At 67.2% G+C, this 14,874-nt stretch carries 11 protein-coding genes; all 11 read right to left on the reverse strand.

From position 1 onward, the window contains the following. Positions 1 to 11: 11 nt before the first annotated feature. The 11 genes from GEV01_RS02410 to GEV01_RS02460 are packed head-to-tail and all read right to left on the reverse strand — an operon-like array spanning position 12 to position 14,871. Entirely contained in the window at positions 12 to 2,483 is a 2,472-nt protein-coding gene (locus GEV01_RS02410; RefSeq protein WP_152801332.1) for a glycosyltransferase, read from the reverse strand. Continuing rightward, a complete protein-coding gene (locus tag GEV01_RS02415) occupies positions 2,480 to 3,691 on the reverse strand; it encodes a TIGR04063 family PEP-CTERM/XrtA system glycosyltransferase (protein WP_175022933.1) in 1,212 nt (403 codons plus the stop codon). Before GEV01_RS02415 ends, GEV01_RS02410 begins: the two co-directional genes overlap by 4 nt. Positions 3,692 to 3,693: 2 nt before the next feature. Next, positions 3,694 to 5,619: an XrtA/PEP-CTERM system amidotransferase gene (locus tag GEV01_RS02420; protein WP_152801336.1), complete on the reverse strand. Its 1,926-nt coding sequence runs from the start codon at positions 5,617 to 5,619 to the stop codon at positions 3,694 to 3,696. Between the two features lie 10 nt (positions 5,620 to 5,629). Beyond that, complete coding sequence (locus GEV01_RS02425; protein WP_152801338.1) at positions 5,630 to 6,802, reverse strand: TIGR03088 family PEP-CTERM/XrtA system glycosyltransferase; 1,173 nt, start codon at positions 6,800 to 6,802, stop codon at positions 5,630 to 5,632. Next, a complete protein-coding gene (xrtA, locus tag GEV01_RS02430) occupies positions 6,786 to 8,360 on the reverse strand; it encodes an exosortase A (RefSeq protein WP_175022879.1) in 1,575 nt (524 codons plus the stop codon). Before xrtA ends, GEV01_RS02425 begins: the two co-directional genes overlap by 17 nt. Further along, on the reverse strand, positions 8,357 to 9,586 hold the full coding sequence (locus GEV01_RS02435; protein ID WP_152801343.1) for a TIGR03087 family PEP-CTERM/XrtA system glycosyltransferase: 1,230 nt from the start codon (positions 9,584 to 9,586) through the stop codon (positions 8,357 to 8,359). Before GEV01_RS02435 ends, xrtA begins: the two co-directional genes overlap by 4 nt. Positions 9,587 to 9,590: 4 nt before the next feature. After that, a complete protein-coding gene (locus tag GEV01_RS02440) occupies positions 9,591 to 10,619 on the reverse strand; it encodes a FemAB family XrtA/PEP-CTERM system-associated protein (protein WP_152802293.1) in 1,029 nt (342 codons plus the stop codon). Next, positions 10,619 to 11,452: an XrtA system polysaccharide deacetylase gene (locus GEV01_RS02445; RefSeq protein ID WP_152801345.1), complete on the reverse strand. Its 834-nt coding sequence runs from the start codon at positions 11,450 to 11,452 to the stop codon at positions 10,619 to 10,621. Before GEV01_RS02445 ends, GEV01_RS02440 begins: the two co-directional genes overlap by 1 nt. After that, positions 11,452 to 12,582 carry a non-hydrolyzing UDP-N-acetylglucosamine 2-epimerase gene (gene wecB / locus GEV01_RS02450; RefSeq protein ID WP_152801347.1) on the reverse strand — a complete coding sequence of 377 codons (1,131 nt, stop codon included), beginning with the start codon at positions 12,580 to 12,582 and terminating at the stop codon, positions 11,452 to 11,454. The genes GEV01_RS02445 and wecB overlap by 1 nt, the downstream gene beginning before the upstream one ends. Positions 12,583 to 12,593: 11 nt before the next feature. Continuing rightward, entirely contained in the window at positions 12,594 to 14,123 is a 1,530-nt protein-coding gene (locus tag GEV01_RS02455) for a TIGR03016 family PEP-CTERM system-associated outer membrane protein (RefSeq protein ID WP_152801349.1), read from the reverse strand. Continuing rightward, the gene (locus tag GEV01_RS02460) at positions 14,107 to 14,871 is read right to left on the reverse strand and encodes an XrtA-associated tyrosine autokinase (protein ID WP_152801351.1); all 765 of its coding nucleotides are present in this window, start codon (positions 14,869 to 14,871) and stop codon (positions 14,107 to 14,109) included. The genes GEV01_RS02455 and GEV01_RS02460 overlap by 17 nt, the downstream gene beginning before the upstream one ends. Positions 14,872 to 14,874: the final 3 nt, after the last annotated feature.

Genomic DNA, 14,874 nt, shown 5'->3' on the forward strand with positions numbered 1-14,874 from the left:
GGCCTCCGGCTTCAATGGGACGAAACTTTGCTGATGACGTAGCGGTGCTTGCCCGACGCTTCCGCCGGGATGTCCGTCACCTCGTCGATCAGTATCTCCACGGACGCCCCCAGCCTGGCGCGGAACTGGCTGATGATGCTCAGCCGCAGGGCCGGGGGCAGTCCGCTCACGCTGACCAGCAGCACGCGGGTGGTGTCCAGGCTTTCCTGGATGATTTTGAAGGCGCGTATTTCGGGCAGGTCGCGCAGCACGTAGATCAGCGCCAGGCCGTGCATGACGGTGCCGTCGCGCGCCACGACAAAATCGGTGACGCGGCCTTCGACCCGCTTCAGCAGCGGCAGGCCGCGTCCGCAGGGGCAGGGGCGGGTGTCGAGCGCGCCGACGTCGCCGGTGGCGTAGCGGATGAAGGGGAAGTCGCGGCTGGCCAGGTGCGTCACGAGGATGGCGCCGCTGTCGCCCGGCGCGACCGGCGCGCCCTGGGCATCGACGATTTCGATGATGACGTCTTCGGCGGTGATGTGCATGCCGCCTTCCGGACATTCGTGGGCGAGGAAACCCGCGTCCCGTCCGCCGTAGCCATTGGCGACCGGGGCGGCGAAGGCTCGCTCCAGCAGCGCGCGTTGTTCGTCGTACAGGCGTTCGGCCGTAACGAACACGACCTTGACGCCCAGGCCGTCCAGCGCAATCCGGCGGCTGTGCGCGTGCCGGACCAGCAGGCACATGGCGGACGGGTAGCCGAACAGCATGGCGGGGCGCAGGCGTTGCAGCCGGCCCAGGTAATCGTCCAGGCGGGCGGGCGACAGGTCGAAGGCCGGCAGCAGCAGGCTGCGCAGCAGACGGTCGCGTCGCATGCGCCAGCGGTCCTGCGCGTTCAGTTCGATGGGCGAGCCCCACATCAACGCTTCGCGGTCGCCGATATCGACGCCCCACCAGCGCGTGGCCCGCCACTTGGCGGCGACGTCGTGGCTGACGCGATCCTTGCCCTGGAAGAAAATCAGCGGTTCGCCGCTGGAGCCGCCGGTGTTGAAACGTCGCAGCGGACCGGCGTTTTCTGCGACGAAGTCGTCACGATGGCGGTTGATTTCAGCTTTGTTCAGTATGGGCAGGCAGCGCAGGTCGCGCAGGTCGTGGACGCGGTTGGCGTCGAAGTTGAGTCGGGTGTAGAGCTGGCGGAAGTAAGGCACGTGCTCGGAGGCATGCAGCAACAGTGCGCGCAGGCGTTGCAGCTGCAGCGCTTCCAGTTGCTGCGGCGACCACCATTGGCTGCGCTCCATGTTCCGCCGCAGGCTGACGCTGCGGTGCCGCTTGAGCATCTCATGCACGGGGAACAGCAGGGTGGATACCAGCGCCGTGTAGCCGACAGCGGGCGGGCGTTTCAACACCAGCCGGTACTGCGCCATCAGCAACGGAGCGACCTGGGGCCAGGCGTAGCGCCGGGCTGCCTGCCTGCCCGCGCTGGCGAGCGACCACGCGCGGGATGGATGCTGGAGCACGGACAGCATGGCCTGCGCCATCGCCGCCGGGTCTTGCGGCGGAACGAGCACGGCGTTGATCTGGTCGCGCACCAGATGAGGAACGCCGCCGACGCCGGTGCTGACGACCGGCACGCCGCTGGCCCACGCTTCCAGGATGGAAATCGGCTGGTTGTCGGCCAGGCTGGGATTAAGTGCCAGATCGCAGAGTCGGTATTGCCCGGCCATGGCGGCATTGTCCAGCTTGCCGGCGAAGTGCACGGCGTCGCTGACGTCCAGTATCTGCGCCAGTTGTTGCAGCCGCTGCAGCTCGGGGCCTTCGCCGCAGATGGTCAGGTGGGCGTGCGGCAGGCTGCGGCGGACGATGGCAAAGGCGCGCAAGGCCGTCGCATGGTCGTACAGCGGCTCCAGGTGACGGGCGATCAGGATGGACGCGTGCGGGGCGGCGCAGTCCGACGGCCGGAACAGCGCCAGGTCGACGATGTTGGGGACGATTTGCGCGCTCACGCCATGGCGCCTGAAGACTTCGGCGAGGAAAGTGGACGGCACCACTACCTGGTGTGCGCGCCGCATGCTGAAGCGGACCAGTGAGGCTCGGCGGGCCAGGAAGGCTTCGGCCTCTCCACCGCGATAGTTGAGCAACACGCCTTTGCCGCGCAGGCGGGCGATCCAGATAGCGGGCGCGGCGTGCAAGTGCCATGACCAGCCGGAGTTGGCCATCACGTGGAAGAGTTGCGCCTGGCCTGCCGCCCGCCACAAGTGCCACAAATACGGGGGAAGGCGCAGCGCGGCGCGCAGTCCGCGCACGGATGCGGCCCAGGCCGGCCTCCACGGCGGGTTGACCTGCACTACATCGACTATGGCGCCGGCGTCGCGCAGCAGGCTGGCCAGCTGCGCGGTCTGGTTGGCCATGCCGCCGGCGGGGGGCGGCAGCGGTCCAACCAGCGCAATCCGCAGACCGGCGATGCCGTCCGGCGTGGCGCCGGCGTCGCGGCCAGCTGGCGCGTTCATGGCGCCTGCGCGCACAGGCGCTGGTAGATAGGAGCGTAGCGCGCAACGCTGGCGGGCCAGTTGCGCTCGCTCTCGACATAGGCACGGGCTTGCCTGCGCAGCGCCGGCCAGGTTTCCGCATGGCGCAGCAATTGCAGCAATTGCAGTGTCAGCGACTGCGCGTCGCCGGCCTTGAACAGCATGCCGGTCTTGCCGTGCTCGATCAGTTCGCGGTGGCCGCCGACGTCGGAGGCCAGCACCAGCCGCCCTTGCGCCATCGCTTCGAGCGGCTTGAGCGGCGTGACCAGCTCGGTCAGCCGCATCGGCAGGCGCGGGTAGACCAGGATGTCGGTGAGCTGGTAGTAGTCGGCGATGCGCTCGTGCGGCACGCGGCCGGCGAACTTGACGGTGGCGCGCAGGTCCAGCCTGTCGACCAGCGCGCGCAGCTCGGCTTCCTGCGGCCCTCCGCCGACCAGCAACAACTGCAGGCGCGGTGCGTCTTTCAGCAGCCGTGGCAGCGCGACGATCAGCAGCGCCAGGCCTTCGTAGGCGTAGAAGGAGCCGATAAAGCCCAGCACGGGCCCGTCGCCCAGGCGCAGGCCAAACGCGGGCGCCAGCGGGTGCATGGCGGGCGGGGGCGGCAGTCGGCTGCTCTCGACCGCGTTCGGTATCACGGTGACTTTGGCGGAGGGTATGCCGCGGGCGACGATGTCGCTGCGCAAGCCTTCGCAGATGGTGGTGATGGCGTCGGCGCGGTGCAGCACGTAGTTTTCCAGCGCGCGCGTGAGCCGGTAGCGGACACCGCCTGCGCGGCTGGTGCCATGGTCGGCGGCGGCGTCCTCCCAGAAGGCGCGGATTTCGTAGACTACGGGGATGCCCAGTGCGCGCCCGGCGCGCAGCGCCGCCAGGGCGGTCAGCGCGGGCGAGTGCGCGTGCAGGATGTGGGGACGGATCCTGGGCGCGATCTGCAGCAGGCGCCGGTGCAGGCCGGCGACCACGCTCCATTGCCGCATGAGCGGCAGGCGCGACCACCAGTTGCGCAGCGGTGGCGTGCGGTAGAAATGCCAGCCGTCGACTTCCTGCTCGCCCGGGCCGGCGCCTTGCTTGGCGCTGGTCAGGTGGGTGGTGTGCCAGCCCAGCGCGCGTTGCTGGCGCAGGATCGCCAGCGTGCGGAAAGTGTATCCGCTGTGTAGCGGCAGCGAATGGTCGAGGATGTGGAGCACGCGCATGGTCATGCCGCCTTTCGTGCGCAGTTGCGCGGCGCGGCGGCCGGCAACTGGCGCAGGAACGATTCGAACATCAGCAGCGACCACAGAGGGGCGCTGTGGTCGGAGCGGCCGGACAGGTGCTGCGCGACCAGTTGCTGAACCTGGTCGAGATTGAACAGGCCGCAATCGGCCAGCACGGGACTGGCAAGGCTGCGCTCCAGGTGGCTGCGCAGCGGTCCGCGGAACCAGTCCGCCAGCGGCACCGAGAAGCCCATCTTGTTCCTGTACAGCAGTTCCTTCGGCAGATGCGGCTCCAGGCCGCGCTTGAACAGGTATTTGCCGGTAGTGCCGCGCAACTTCAACTCCGGCGGCAGGCCGGACATCCATTCCACCAGCGTGTGGTCCAGCAGCGGTACGCGCACTTCCAGGCCGTGCGCCATGCTGGCGCGGTCGACCTTGGTAAGGATGTCGCCCGGCAGATAGGTTTTCAGGTCCAGGTACTGCACCCGCGATAAGGCGTGCCCGGAGGGACAGTTGCGCGCATGGCGATGCAGCACGTCGGCCGCGTGGTAGCCGTCGAGGTCGCGCTTGAGGCGCTCGCTGAACAGGGCTTTGCGCATGGCGTCGCTCATGATGCTGACGCTGTGGAAGTAGGCCGATACCGTGTCGCGCGCCAACGCTTCGAAGGTGGTCTTGGCGCGCAACGGGCGCGGCGCCCAGTCGGCTTTGGGGTAGAGCCGGCCGAGTGTGCCGAACAGCGGTTTGCGCAGGCCTAGCGGCAGCATGGTGCGCCAGCGTTCTTCGTGCAGGTGCCAGCGGTAGCGGCGGTAGCCGGCCAGGTTCTCGTCGCCGCCGTCGCCGGACAGCGCGACCGTCACGCGCTGGCGTGCCAGCTGGCAGACGCGGTAGGTCGGCAGAGCGGAACTGTCGGCGTAGGGTTCGTCGTACAGGCCGGCCAGTTGGTCGACCAGGTCGATGTCGTGCTGCTCCACAGTCTGCGTGTGATGGCGCGTGGCGTAGCGATCGGACACCAGCTGCGCGTAGGCGGTCTCGTCGAACTGGGGATCGCCGAAGGAAATCGAGCAGGTGTTGACCGGCTTCGTGGACTCCTGCGCCATCATCGCCACCACGGCGCTGGAGTCGACGCCGCCGGACAGGAAGGCGCCCAACGGCACCTCGGCCACCAGGCGGATGCGGACGGCTTCGCGCAGGCGCTGCAGCAATTCATCGCTGGCCTGGGCTTCGCTGCGCGGTGCCTGCGTGGCGAAAGGGATATCCCAGTAGCGCCGTGGCTGGGCCAACGGCTGGCCTTTGCGCAGCAGCAGCGTGTGGCCGGGCTCCAGCTTGCGCGCCTGGCGGAAGATGGTGCGCGGCTCGGGGATGTAGCCGTAGGCGAAATATTCCTCGACCGCAAGCGGGTCCAGCTCGCGCCGCAGTCCGTCGTGCGTCAGCAGCGCCTTGAGTTCGGAGGCGAACAGCAGTTGGCCGTCGTCGAGCACGGTATAGTGCAGGGGCTTGACGCCGAGCCGGTCGCGCGCGAGGAACAAGCTTTGCTGGCGACGGTCCCACAGCCCGAAGGCGAACATGCCACGGAAGTGGTCGACGCAGCGCTCGCCCCATTGCTCCCAGGCGTGGACGATGACCTCGGTGTCGCACTGGGTGCGGAAGGTGTGGCCGTAGTGCTGCAGCTCGCGCATCAGCTCGCGGTAGTTGTAGATCTCGCCGTTGTAGACCACGGCCACGCTGTGGTCTTCGTTGAACAAGGGTTGTTGGCCACCGCTCAGGTCGATGATGGACAGGCGCCGGTGGCCGAGGGCGATGCCCGGCTCCAGGTGAACGCCGCCCTGGTCGGGGCCGCGGTGGAACTGGATGTCGGTCATGGCGCGCAGCAGGCCGGCGTCGATGTCGGTGTGATGGTGGAGGTCGTAGATTCCGGCGATGGCGCACATGGCTATCCTTTCATCGATCGCGTTGCGGTGGGGCGGCGAGGGAATCGTAGACGGCCAGGTAGGCGTCGGCCATCGCGATCAGGCTGTACTCGGCCAGCACGCGGCGGCGGCCGCGCTGGCCGTGGCTGGCGGCCAGCGCGGGCAGGCGGTAGTAGTCGTTGATGGCGTCGGCCAGCATGGCCGGCGAACGGGGCGGCACCAGCGTGCCGGTCCAGCCGCTGTGCACCAGGTCGGGATTGCCGCCGACGGCGGTGGCCACCACCGGCAAGCCGCTCGCCATCGCTTCCAGGATGGTGTTGGACGTGCCTTCGGCCAATGATGGCAGGACGAACACGTCCATGGCCCGCATCAGTTGCGGGATGTCGTCGCGGGTGCCGGGCAGCCAGGCAAGCTCTTCCATGCCAGCCTGGCGCAGCAGGTCGAGGCAGGCCTGGCGGCACGGGCCGTCGCCGGCGATGAGCAGGCGCAGGCGGTTGCGCGGCAATGCGTGCTCGGCGATCAAGAGGATGAAGGCTTGCACCAGCGACAGGTGATCCTTGACCTCGGCCATGCGGCCGACGCTGCCGATGACGTAGGCGTCCTCGCACAGGAAGCCGGCGGGGCCGACGGCGGCGGTCGGCCCCAGCCTGGGATGGAATTGCAGGCTGTCGACGCCGTTGCCGATGTGGGTGACGTGCTGCGGCCGCGCGCCGATGGTGCCGATCAGCCAGGCTTCCAGGTCTTTGCTGACGGCGATGAAGTGTCCGATCAGCGGCCGCAGCAGTTTGCGCAGGCAGCGGTACTTGAGGCTCAGGCCGTGCAGGTCGTCGATGTCGCGGCCGTGCTCGCCGTGCACGCGCAGGCGCACGCCGGCGCAGGCCGCCAGCAGCTGGCCTTCGATGCCGGACAGGTTGCGGGTGTGGATCAGCAGCGGGCGCAGGCGTTTGAGCGTCTGAAACAGGCGCAGATAGTGGCCCCAGTCTTTGCCGTCGCGCTTGTTGATGCTGATGATTTCCACGCCGGGCCGCTCGATGCGCAGGTGGTAGTCGGTGTAGTCGCGCAGGCAGACGATGGCGTGGCGGTAGCGGCCCGGCGGCAGGTGGTTGATCAGGTTGATCAGGCCGTTCTCCAGGCCGCCCACGTCCAGGCGGTGGATCAAGTGCACGATCAGCGGCGCGGCGGCCATCTCAGTGTCCGGCAACATGGGCGAGTCCTTGATCGATGGCGGGCAGCATGTCCGACAGCAGGCGCTGCATGGGGATGGCGGCTTGGGCCGGTTGTTCGTCGTAGCGGGCGACGAGGGCGATCTCTGCGCCGTCGTCATCCTTGCCCAGCAGCTTGCTGCGGGCCAGCAGCAGCTTGACCAGCAGCGGGCTGGCCGTGTCGCGGCCGGCAGTCCGGTACCAGCGCCACACCAGCAATTTGACGTCGCCGGCCTGCACGATGGTCTGCCGGACGGTGACGCGGCGCCGGGCCAGGTCGATCTGGCGGGTGGTGTCGGCCAGTTGCTTCCAGTGAGGGCTTGCGGACGGCGGCGTTTTCCACACTTGCGTCAGTATTTCCTTGTCCTTGGACTGGTGGCGGTACCAGGTCAGTTGCAGCGCGACCTGGTGGTCGCCGTTGCTGTAGTTGGCGCTCCAACGCAGCGGCTCGCCCGCATGGGGGATGAGCCAATCGCTGGCCGACAGCTCGCTGGCCTGCCATGGCGCGGGCGGCGGCGCCAACGACAGCTGCGCTTGCTGCTCTTGCTCCATCGGCGGCGCGCGCAGCGCGAGATAGGCCAGCGGCGGCCAGACTGCGGCTATCGCCATGCCGGCCAGCGTCGCCCGGATCAGCGCTGCCGGATGGACTGCCTGAGGCGGGGTTGCCGGAAGCGCGCTGGCCTTCGCTGGCGCGGGCATGACATCGTCGCGCCAGCGGGCGCCAACCCAGAACATCAGCGCCGAGACCATGCCGAAGAATAGCCAGCCGTAAATCAAATGGTCGATGCCGACGGCCAGCGTCATGTTGCTGTGGTGGCCGATCAGGACGATGAGGAAAGCGCGCAGGCCGTTGGCGACGATGGGCAGCACCAGGGCTACGGCGACGAAGGCGGCCTGCCGGAAGCGGCTGCGGTAGCTCAGGTGGGCGTACAGCGTGCCGAGCGCGACCGACGCGATCAGGTAGCGCAGGCCGCTGCACGCTTCGACGACGGACCAGCTGCCGCTCGGCAGGGACAGGACGTTGTTGTCCTGGAAGACGGGTATGCCCACCAGTTGCAGCGCGGCCACCGTGAAGGCGGCGGTGAATTCGATCAACGGTGGGATGAAGACTTCGCCGAACGGCACGGCAAGCACCAGGTAGGCCAGCGGAAAAGCGATGGCGCGCGCGTAGCGCCGGCCTTGCACCAGCACGACAGTCGCGACGATCATGAGGACCAGGCAGTACTGCTGCAACACCGGCACGTTGGCCACCGTGGCAAGAAACCAGAGCGCACCCAGCATTGCAAGAGGCAACAGCATGAACAGCGATGGATGACGCGGGCAAGCGGCGAGCCCGGCGCGTTGGCGCCATACCAGCCAGACGCAGACCGGCGACACCAGCAAGCCATGGGCGAAGGTTTGGGAATGCCACCACAACTCGGCAATGGCGGCAACTGTCGCCCAGTAGGTAGCGATCAGGCCAGTCAGCGCGAGCAGCAGGCAGGCATGTGTCCAGTGGTTTCCGGGACGTGGCGGCGGGATGGGGACCGGCGCCGTTACTGGCGACAGGGCGGCGGTCATGGCGACTGCTCCGCCTGGGATGGATGGGATTCGGTGACGCCCAGCACGACGCCCAGTCGTTGCAAGTTTTTCCCCCATTGATAGTCGTTCAGCACCCGCTGGCGGGCGGCGGCGCCGAGGTCGCCCGGGTTGCGCAGCTGCCGGCTGATGTGGTGGATGAATTCGGCCGCGCCGGCGGCACTGATCAGGTCTCGTCCTGGCACGGCGGAAAGGCCCTCCAGCGCTTGCGGCGTTGCGACCACTGTTTTTCCCATCGCCATCGCTTCCAGGACTTTGTTCTGTATGCCGCGCGCAATCTGCAGCGGGGCCACCGCGAGCGCCGCATGGTGCAGGTAGGGGCGGATATCTGGCACGGCACCGCTGACGTGGATGCCCGGCTGGCGTGTCAGCGCTTGCACGGCCGGGCTGGGCCTGGAACCGACGATATGGAACTGCACATCGGGGAATTCCTGCCGCAATGCCGGCATGACCTGTTCGGCCATCCAGACCACCGCTTCCACGTTCGGTGGGTAGTCCATGGCGCCGGTGAACACCAGCACGCGGGCGTTGGTGTAGGGATCGGGGAAGCCGGGCTGCGGGGAGAAATAGCTGCTGTCGACGCCGTTGTTGAAGTAGCCGGTCTTGTGGGCCGATTCCGGCGCGCGCAGGCGGAACAGGGCGGCTTCGGCGCGGGAGACCAGCAGCACCTGGTCGAAGCTGCGGGCGGCGGCGCGTTCGAATTCCAGCAGGCTGCGGCCTTCGCGCCGGTACAGCGCGGACGACGGCCAGCGTCGATGATCGGCGTAGTTTTGCCATTTTTCCGAGTCGACATCGACCAGGTCCAGCACGCGGTGCAGCGGGCCGTGTTGCGTGCGCGCGGGCAGGTATTGCGCCATGGGACCGGAGAAGGCCATGGCGATGTCGATGCGATGCCGGCTCAACGTGCCTTTGACCCAGTCGCGCAGTTCGGGGTGGCGGTAGTAGGCGATGCTGAGCGCGTCGCCACGCCACAAGGCCGGAAGGCTCACGAGGCGGGCAAGGGGCGGGTGCAGGCGGACGAAACAGCTGCTGGCGCAATCGCTAGCCAGGTGGTCGGCGTGGACCTGGTCGGCGGCGTCGTCAATGAAGCTGCCAAGGTGGACGCGGAAGTGGCGTTGCAGGTAGCGCAGGACGTGATAGGCGCGTATCTTGTCGCCCTTGTTGGGAGGGAATGGGATACGGTGGGTCAGATACAGCAAGTCGCGCATGACGCTACCCCAGCTGGCGCACGATGTGCGGCCCGAGTGCGTTCGCCACCGGCAGGGGCAGCAGGCGCCAGGCCCGTATCAGCAGTTGCAAACGCGGGTTCAGCGGCTGTACGTCGGCCAGTTTTTTGCCGCGATGCAGTTGATAGTCGTAGCGTAGCGGCTGCGGCGCGAAGCCCCAGTTCTTTTTGAACGCGAACGAGCCGGTGCCGTACTTGCTGCGGCCGAAGTCGAACAGCCGGCGGCCGCGCTCGACGGCGCGGCGCATCACTTCCCAGTACATGAAGTCGTTGCCGGCGAGCGCGCGGGCGGCGTCGCCGCCACCGCCGTAGTAGGGCAGGACTTCATCGCGAAAATGAAAGCTCATGACGGAGCAGATGGCCTTGCCGTTTTGCTGCACGCTGAGGATTTCGCAGTCGTCGCCAAAGGCTTGCTGCAGCGCGCGGAAGTAGCGGCGGCTGAATACCGGCGTTCCCAGTCTATGCACGCTGGCGGCGTAGTTGTCGTAGAAACGGTCGGTCTCGGCGTCGATCACGCTGCCCATCCCGGCGGCCATGCCTTTGCGGACCATGGCGCGCTGCTTGCGCGGAATGGCGAGCAGGTTTTGTTCGTGGTCCGGGCTCAGCGGCTTGCGGAAGGTGGCGTACAAGTCTTTGTGCAGCCAGTCCGCGTGGATAGACTGTTGGTGGCGGTACTCCAGGTGATCGACCCGCAGGCGGCGCGCAAGCTGCTGGGCGGCGTGGTCGAGCTCGGCCGCGGCGCCATCCTCCAGCGCGGCGATGCCGCCGTAGACGCAGAAAGGCAGCGAGCACAGGGTGTTGCCGAACAGGCGGCTGTTGATCTGGGCCAGCGGCAGGATGGCCTGGATCTGGCCGGCCGACTCGGCGTACAGATACCAGGTGGGATGGCCGAAGACGTCTTCGATCACTTGCTGCCAGCCGGCGCGGTGGAAGAAGGTGGCGCTGGGACAGCGCTGAACGAAGGCGTCCCAGCGCGCGTGATCATGCGTTCCCAGCTGTGCGACGCTCCATTGCATCATGCATTCCCCAGAAAGATGCGGTCGATCCGGTCCCACGAGAAATCGTGCAGCAGGCGGGCGATGCGGCCTTCCATCCTGTGCAGGTTGAGATAGTGCCGAAACCTGGTCTTGAGCGCGATGCCGCGCTGCCGGGGTTGACCGGGATCGAGTTCCCACGGATGAAAATAGAATATGCCAGCCTGGCGGTCGGCCGAATTGATGCGTCGCAAGGCCCAGCGCGAGGCGGCGTAGGGCAGCAGGCGGAAGTAGCCGCCGCCGCCCGCAGGCCAGTTGCGCCCCAACATGCGCACGGTGCTGACCGGCAGCTCCAGCACGCCGTGCGCGCCGCGCGGCCGCCAGGCGAAGCGCGCGCCGTCGGGCATGCCGTAGTGGTCGTGGTGGATCGGATAGATGCTGGAACTGTAGCGGTAGCCCGCCGCCTGCAGGCTGTCCAGGGCCCACAGATTGTCGGCGCCGATGGAGAAACTGGGGGCGCGATAGCCGAGCACGGCTTGTCCGGTCAACTGTTCCAGCAGCTGCTTGCTGCGGTTGACGTCGTCCAGGAATTGCTCGGGCGTCTGTTCGCTGGCGCGCAGGTGGGCGTAGCCGTGGCTGGCGATTTCATGGCCGGCGTCGGCGATGCGGCGCACCAGCGCGGGATAGCGTTCGGCGATCCAGCCCAGCGTGAAAAAGGTGGCGTGGGTTTGCCGCTGGGCCAGCAGCGCGAGTATGCGTTCGACATTGGGTTCGACGCGGCAGGGCAGCGCGGACCAGTCGGCACGCTGGATATGGTCAGCGAAAGCGGATACCTGGAAGTAATCCTCGACGTCGATCGACAGGGCGTTGCGCATCAGTGGTCATCCTGGTTGTTCAGCCACAGGCCGATGTGGTCGGCAATGCGTTCGGCGGCGTGGCCGTCCCATAGTTGCGGGATGCGGCCGGCCTTGCCGCCGTAGCGCAGGATGTCCCGGCCGAGCGCCAGGATGACGGACGGGTCGCGGCCGGCGATGGCGTTGCTGCCCTCGGTGACGGTGACGGGGCGTTCGGTGTTGTCGCGCAAGGTGAGGCAGGGCACGCCGAGGGCGGTGGTTTCCTCCTGCACGCCGCCGGAATCCGTCAGCACGACGCGGGCATGCTTCATCAGGCCCAGCATGTCGCGATAGGACTGCGGCGGCAGGCAGGCGACGCCGGGCGTGTCCAGCAGGCCGCTGAGCTCGTGGAGCTGCAGCATCGCGCGCGTGCGCGGGTGCAAGGGGAACAGGATGGGCACGTCGGCACTGAGCTTGACGATGGTTTCGATCAGCGTGCGCAGGCGGCGCGGATCGTCGACATTGGATGGACGATGCAGCGTCAGCAGCGCGTAGCTGCCGTTGTGGTCGACGAAGCCGGCCAGATGCGCCTGTCTCAGCACCTCTTTCGGCGGCGTGGCGTGGGGCAGCTCGTGCTGCAGCGTGTCAACCATCACGTTGCCGACGAAGTGGATGCGCGCCGGCGATATGCCTTCGCGCTGCAGATTGATCGTGCCGCTGGCCTCGCTCGTGAACAGTAGGGTCGACAACTGGTCGGTGAGCAGGCGGTTGATTTCTTCCGGCATTGCGCGGTCGTAGCTGCGCAGGCCGGCCTCGACGTGGAAGACCGGTATCTGTTTCTTGGCGGCCGTCAGTGCGCAGGCCAGGGTCGAGTTGACATCGCCGACCACCAGCACGGCGGCCGGCGCGGCTTGCTCCAGCACCGGTTCGAAACGCTGCATGACCTGTGCGGTCTGCTGTGCATGGCTGCAGGAACCGACCTGCAGACGGAAATCCGGCGCCCGCAGCGCCAGCGTGGTGAAGAATTCCCCATCCATGTTGTCGTCGTAGTGCTGGCCGGTGTGCACCAGCACGGTTTCCAGCTGTGGCAGGGTGCGCGCCAGCGCGCGCAGGATGGGCGCCATCTTCATCAGGTTGGGCCGGGCGGCGACGACGCAGACGATGCGTGGCATGGTTGACTCCTCTAGAACGCGACCATCAGGGCCGCACCGATGCCGTTTTCGCGGTAGTTGCCGCCGGCATTGCTGGTGTGGCGAACATGCCGGAGATCGACACTGGCGCTGAGCTTGGGGCGCAGCTGATGGGTCAGGGTCAGCGTCAATGCGGTGTTGCGGTCGCTGCGGCCGGTGGTCAGCGATTCCGCGCGGCTATGGCTGGCGCCGACGGTGAGGTTGCTGCGGGGCGACATGCGCCAGTTCCAGCCGGCCTGGGCGGCGCTTTGGCGGGTGCGGTCTTCCAGCGCCAGTTCATCCGGGCCCAGTAATGGGCTGTCGATGGCGCTGCTGGTTTGGGCCGTACGCTGCGTGGTCGACAGGTTGAATGCCAGCGCGCTGCGCGGGCCGCTGTAGACGGTCGCCAGCCGCCAGTCTTTTTGCAGATAGTAGCGGTGGCTGAAGAAGTTGACGTTGCCGTCCGGACCCAGCATCTGCGAAATCAGCAGGAAGACCTTGATGGTTTGCAAGCGCGTCTGCGGATCGGGAATGCGGGTGGCCCATAGCTGGTAAAGGAAATCGCTGAGGCCGGTGGGTGGAATGCTGAGAAACTCGCCGTGCGTGGTGGTGATGTTTTCGTTGTAATTGAGCGTCCAGGCCATGCTGCGCAGGCGGTATTCGGCGTCCAGGTTGTAGGTGTTGCCGAAGAAGCGGCGGCCCACGCTGGCGGAAACCCGGGTGCGCGGCGATGGCGTCCAGTTGCCGCCCACCGAACCGTAGCGTCCCTCCGGTTGCTTGCCGGTGGAGTGGTAGTCGCTTTTTTCATAGCCGCCGGTGACGAAGGTGGACAGGCGGCTGTTGACGGGATAGCTCAGTGTCAGCGCGGTGTCGCTCATGGTAACGGGCGGCAGCACGGCGTCGTCGATGTTTTTCCGGTCGGCGCGCAGATCCCAGTTCCAGCCCTGGCCGCCGTTGTCGCCGGTCAGTTGCAGATTGAGGCCGTCACTGCGCACGCCGAGCAGGCGTCCGCTGCTGACGCGCTGATAGTCGTAGCGCAACTGGGCGGTCGCCAATCCGTGGAAGTAGTGGCGCAGGACCGGGCTGATGCTGGTGGTGCGCACGGTGCTGCTGTTGCCGGTGGTTTGGCTCGGGTCCAGCAACTGCGGGCCGAAGGCCGACATGTTCTGCTGGCTGATGCCGGCGCGGGCGTCGATGGACAGCCAGTCGCGCACGAGGTCGGCGTGGCCGCTGGCGTCGAGTTGCTGGGTGCTGCGGTCGGCCTGGCGGGTGTGGAGGGTTCTCTGCAGAGAATAGTCCATCCGCAGTGTGAGGCCGGGTCCGTTAGCGTCGATGGAAACACCGGGTGACACTTCGGTGGTGAATTCGCCGCGTGCCTGGCCTGGCGGCGCCAGGTTCATATTGTCGGTATAGGACAGGCGCGCGCGCACCGACGGCACGATGGTCCATTCGGCCGGTATGGCGCAGGCCGGCAGCGACAGCAACACCAGTATGCTCAAGCGATAAGGGGCGCCGTTCGGGGCCAGGCTAATCATAATAACCATAGTATTCGCCGCCCGGGAAGGCCTTGCTTTTGTTGTAGATCAGGCTGACGTGCGGGCACTGTTCGATGTGGCGCAGCGCTTCCTTGACGGCATGCTGGCTGGTGGTTTCGGACTCGACCACCATGACGATCTGCCCCATCTGCGCCGCCAGCACGCTGGCCTCCGTGGTCATCAGCAGGGGCGGCGAATCGAAGATGACGATGCGGTCGGCGTAGCGCTCGGCAATCTCGGTCAGCAGCCGGCTCATGCTCCGGCTGGCCAGCAGTTCCGTGGCGTGCTTGTTGGCGCGGCCGGCCGGCAAGATGCTCAGCGTGGCGACATTGGTGCGCAGGATGACGTCGGACAGTTCGGTCTGCTCGCGTAGCAGGATGTCCATCAGGCCGGGCTCGGCAGGCAGGCCCAGCACCTTGAGCACCGAGGGCCGGGCGACGTCGGCATCGACCAGCAGCACGGTGATGTCCATTTCCATCGCGATGCTCATCGCCAGGTTGACAGCGCAATAGGTCTTGCCTTCGCCGGGCAAGGCGCTGGTGACGACGATCAAATTGCCGTGCCGCAGCGCCGCGACATCGTGGTCGCCGCGCGCGTTGCGCAGCAGCGGCCGCTTGATGATGCGGAAGTCCTCGGCCACGGCCGTGCGTCCGCCATCGTGCGTCACCATGCCCAGCTGGTTCAGGCGTTCGAGGTTGATCTCGATATGGCGCGGGGCGCCGCCCCGTTGCATCGCTTGCTCGGTCGATTGCTCCATACG

It is taken from the genome of Rugamonas rivuli (assembly GCF_009380165.1).
GTDB lineage: Bacteria > Pseudomonadota > Gammaproteobacteria > Burkholderiales > Burkholderiaceae_D > Rugamonas > Rugamonas rivuli.

Bases quoted from the DNA above. Each gene is read 5' to 3' on its own strand.
- GEV01_RS02410 (WP_152801332.1), bottom strand. From the start codon at position 2,483: ATGAACGCGCCAGCTGGCCGCGACGCCGGCGCCACGCCGGACGGCATC.
- GEV01_RS02415 (WP_175022933.1), bottom strand. From the start codon at position 3,691: ATGCGCGTGCTCCACATCCTCGACCATTCGCTGCCGCTACACAGCGGA.
- GEV01_RS02420 (WP_152801336.1), bottom strand. From the start codon at position 5,619: ATGTGCGCCATCGCCGGAATCTACGACCTCCACCATCACACCGACATC.
- GEV01_RS02425 (WP_152801338.1), bottom strand. From the start codon at position 6,802: ATGTTGCCGGACACTGAGATGGCCGCCGCGCCGCTGATCGTGCACTTG.
- xrtA (WP_175022879.1), bottom strand. From the start codon at position 8,360: ATGACCGCCGCCCTGTCGCCAGTAACGGCGCCGGTCCCCATCCCGCCG.
- GEV01_RS02435 (WP_152801343.1), bottom strand. From the start codon at position 9,586: ATGCGCGACTTGCTGTATCTGACCCACCGTATCCCATTCCCTCCCAAC.
- GEV01_RS02440 (WP_152802293.1), bottom strand. From the start codon at position 10,619: ATGCAATGGAGCGTCGCACAGCTGGGAACGCATGATCACGCGCGCTGG.
- GEV01_RS02445 (WP_152801345.1), bottom strand. From the start codon at position 11,452: ATGCGCAACGCCCTGTCGATCGACGTCGAGGATTACTTCCAGGTATCC.
- wecB (WP_152801347.1), bottom strand. From the start codon at position 12,582: ATGCCACGCATCGTCTGCGTCGTCGCCGCCCGGCCCAACCTGATGAAG.
- GEV01_RS02455 (WP_152801349.1), bottom strand. From the start codon at position 14,123: ATGGTTATTATGATTAGCCTGGCCCCGAACGGCGCCCCTTATCGCTTG.
- GEV01_RS02460 (WP_152801351.1), bottom strand. From the start codon at position 14,871: ATGGAGCAATCGACCGAGCAAGCGATGCAACGGGGCGGCGCCCCGCGC.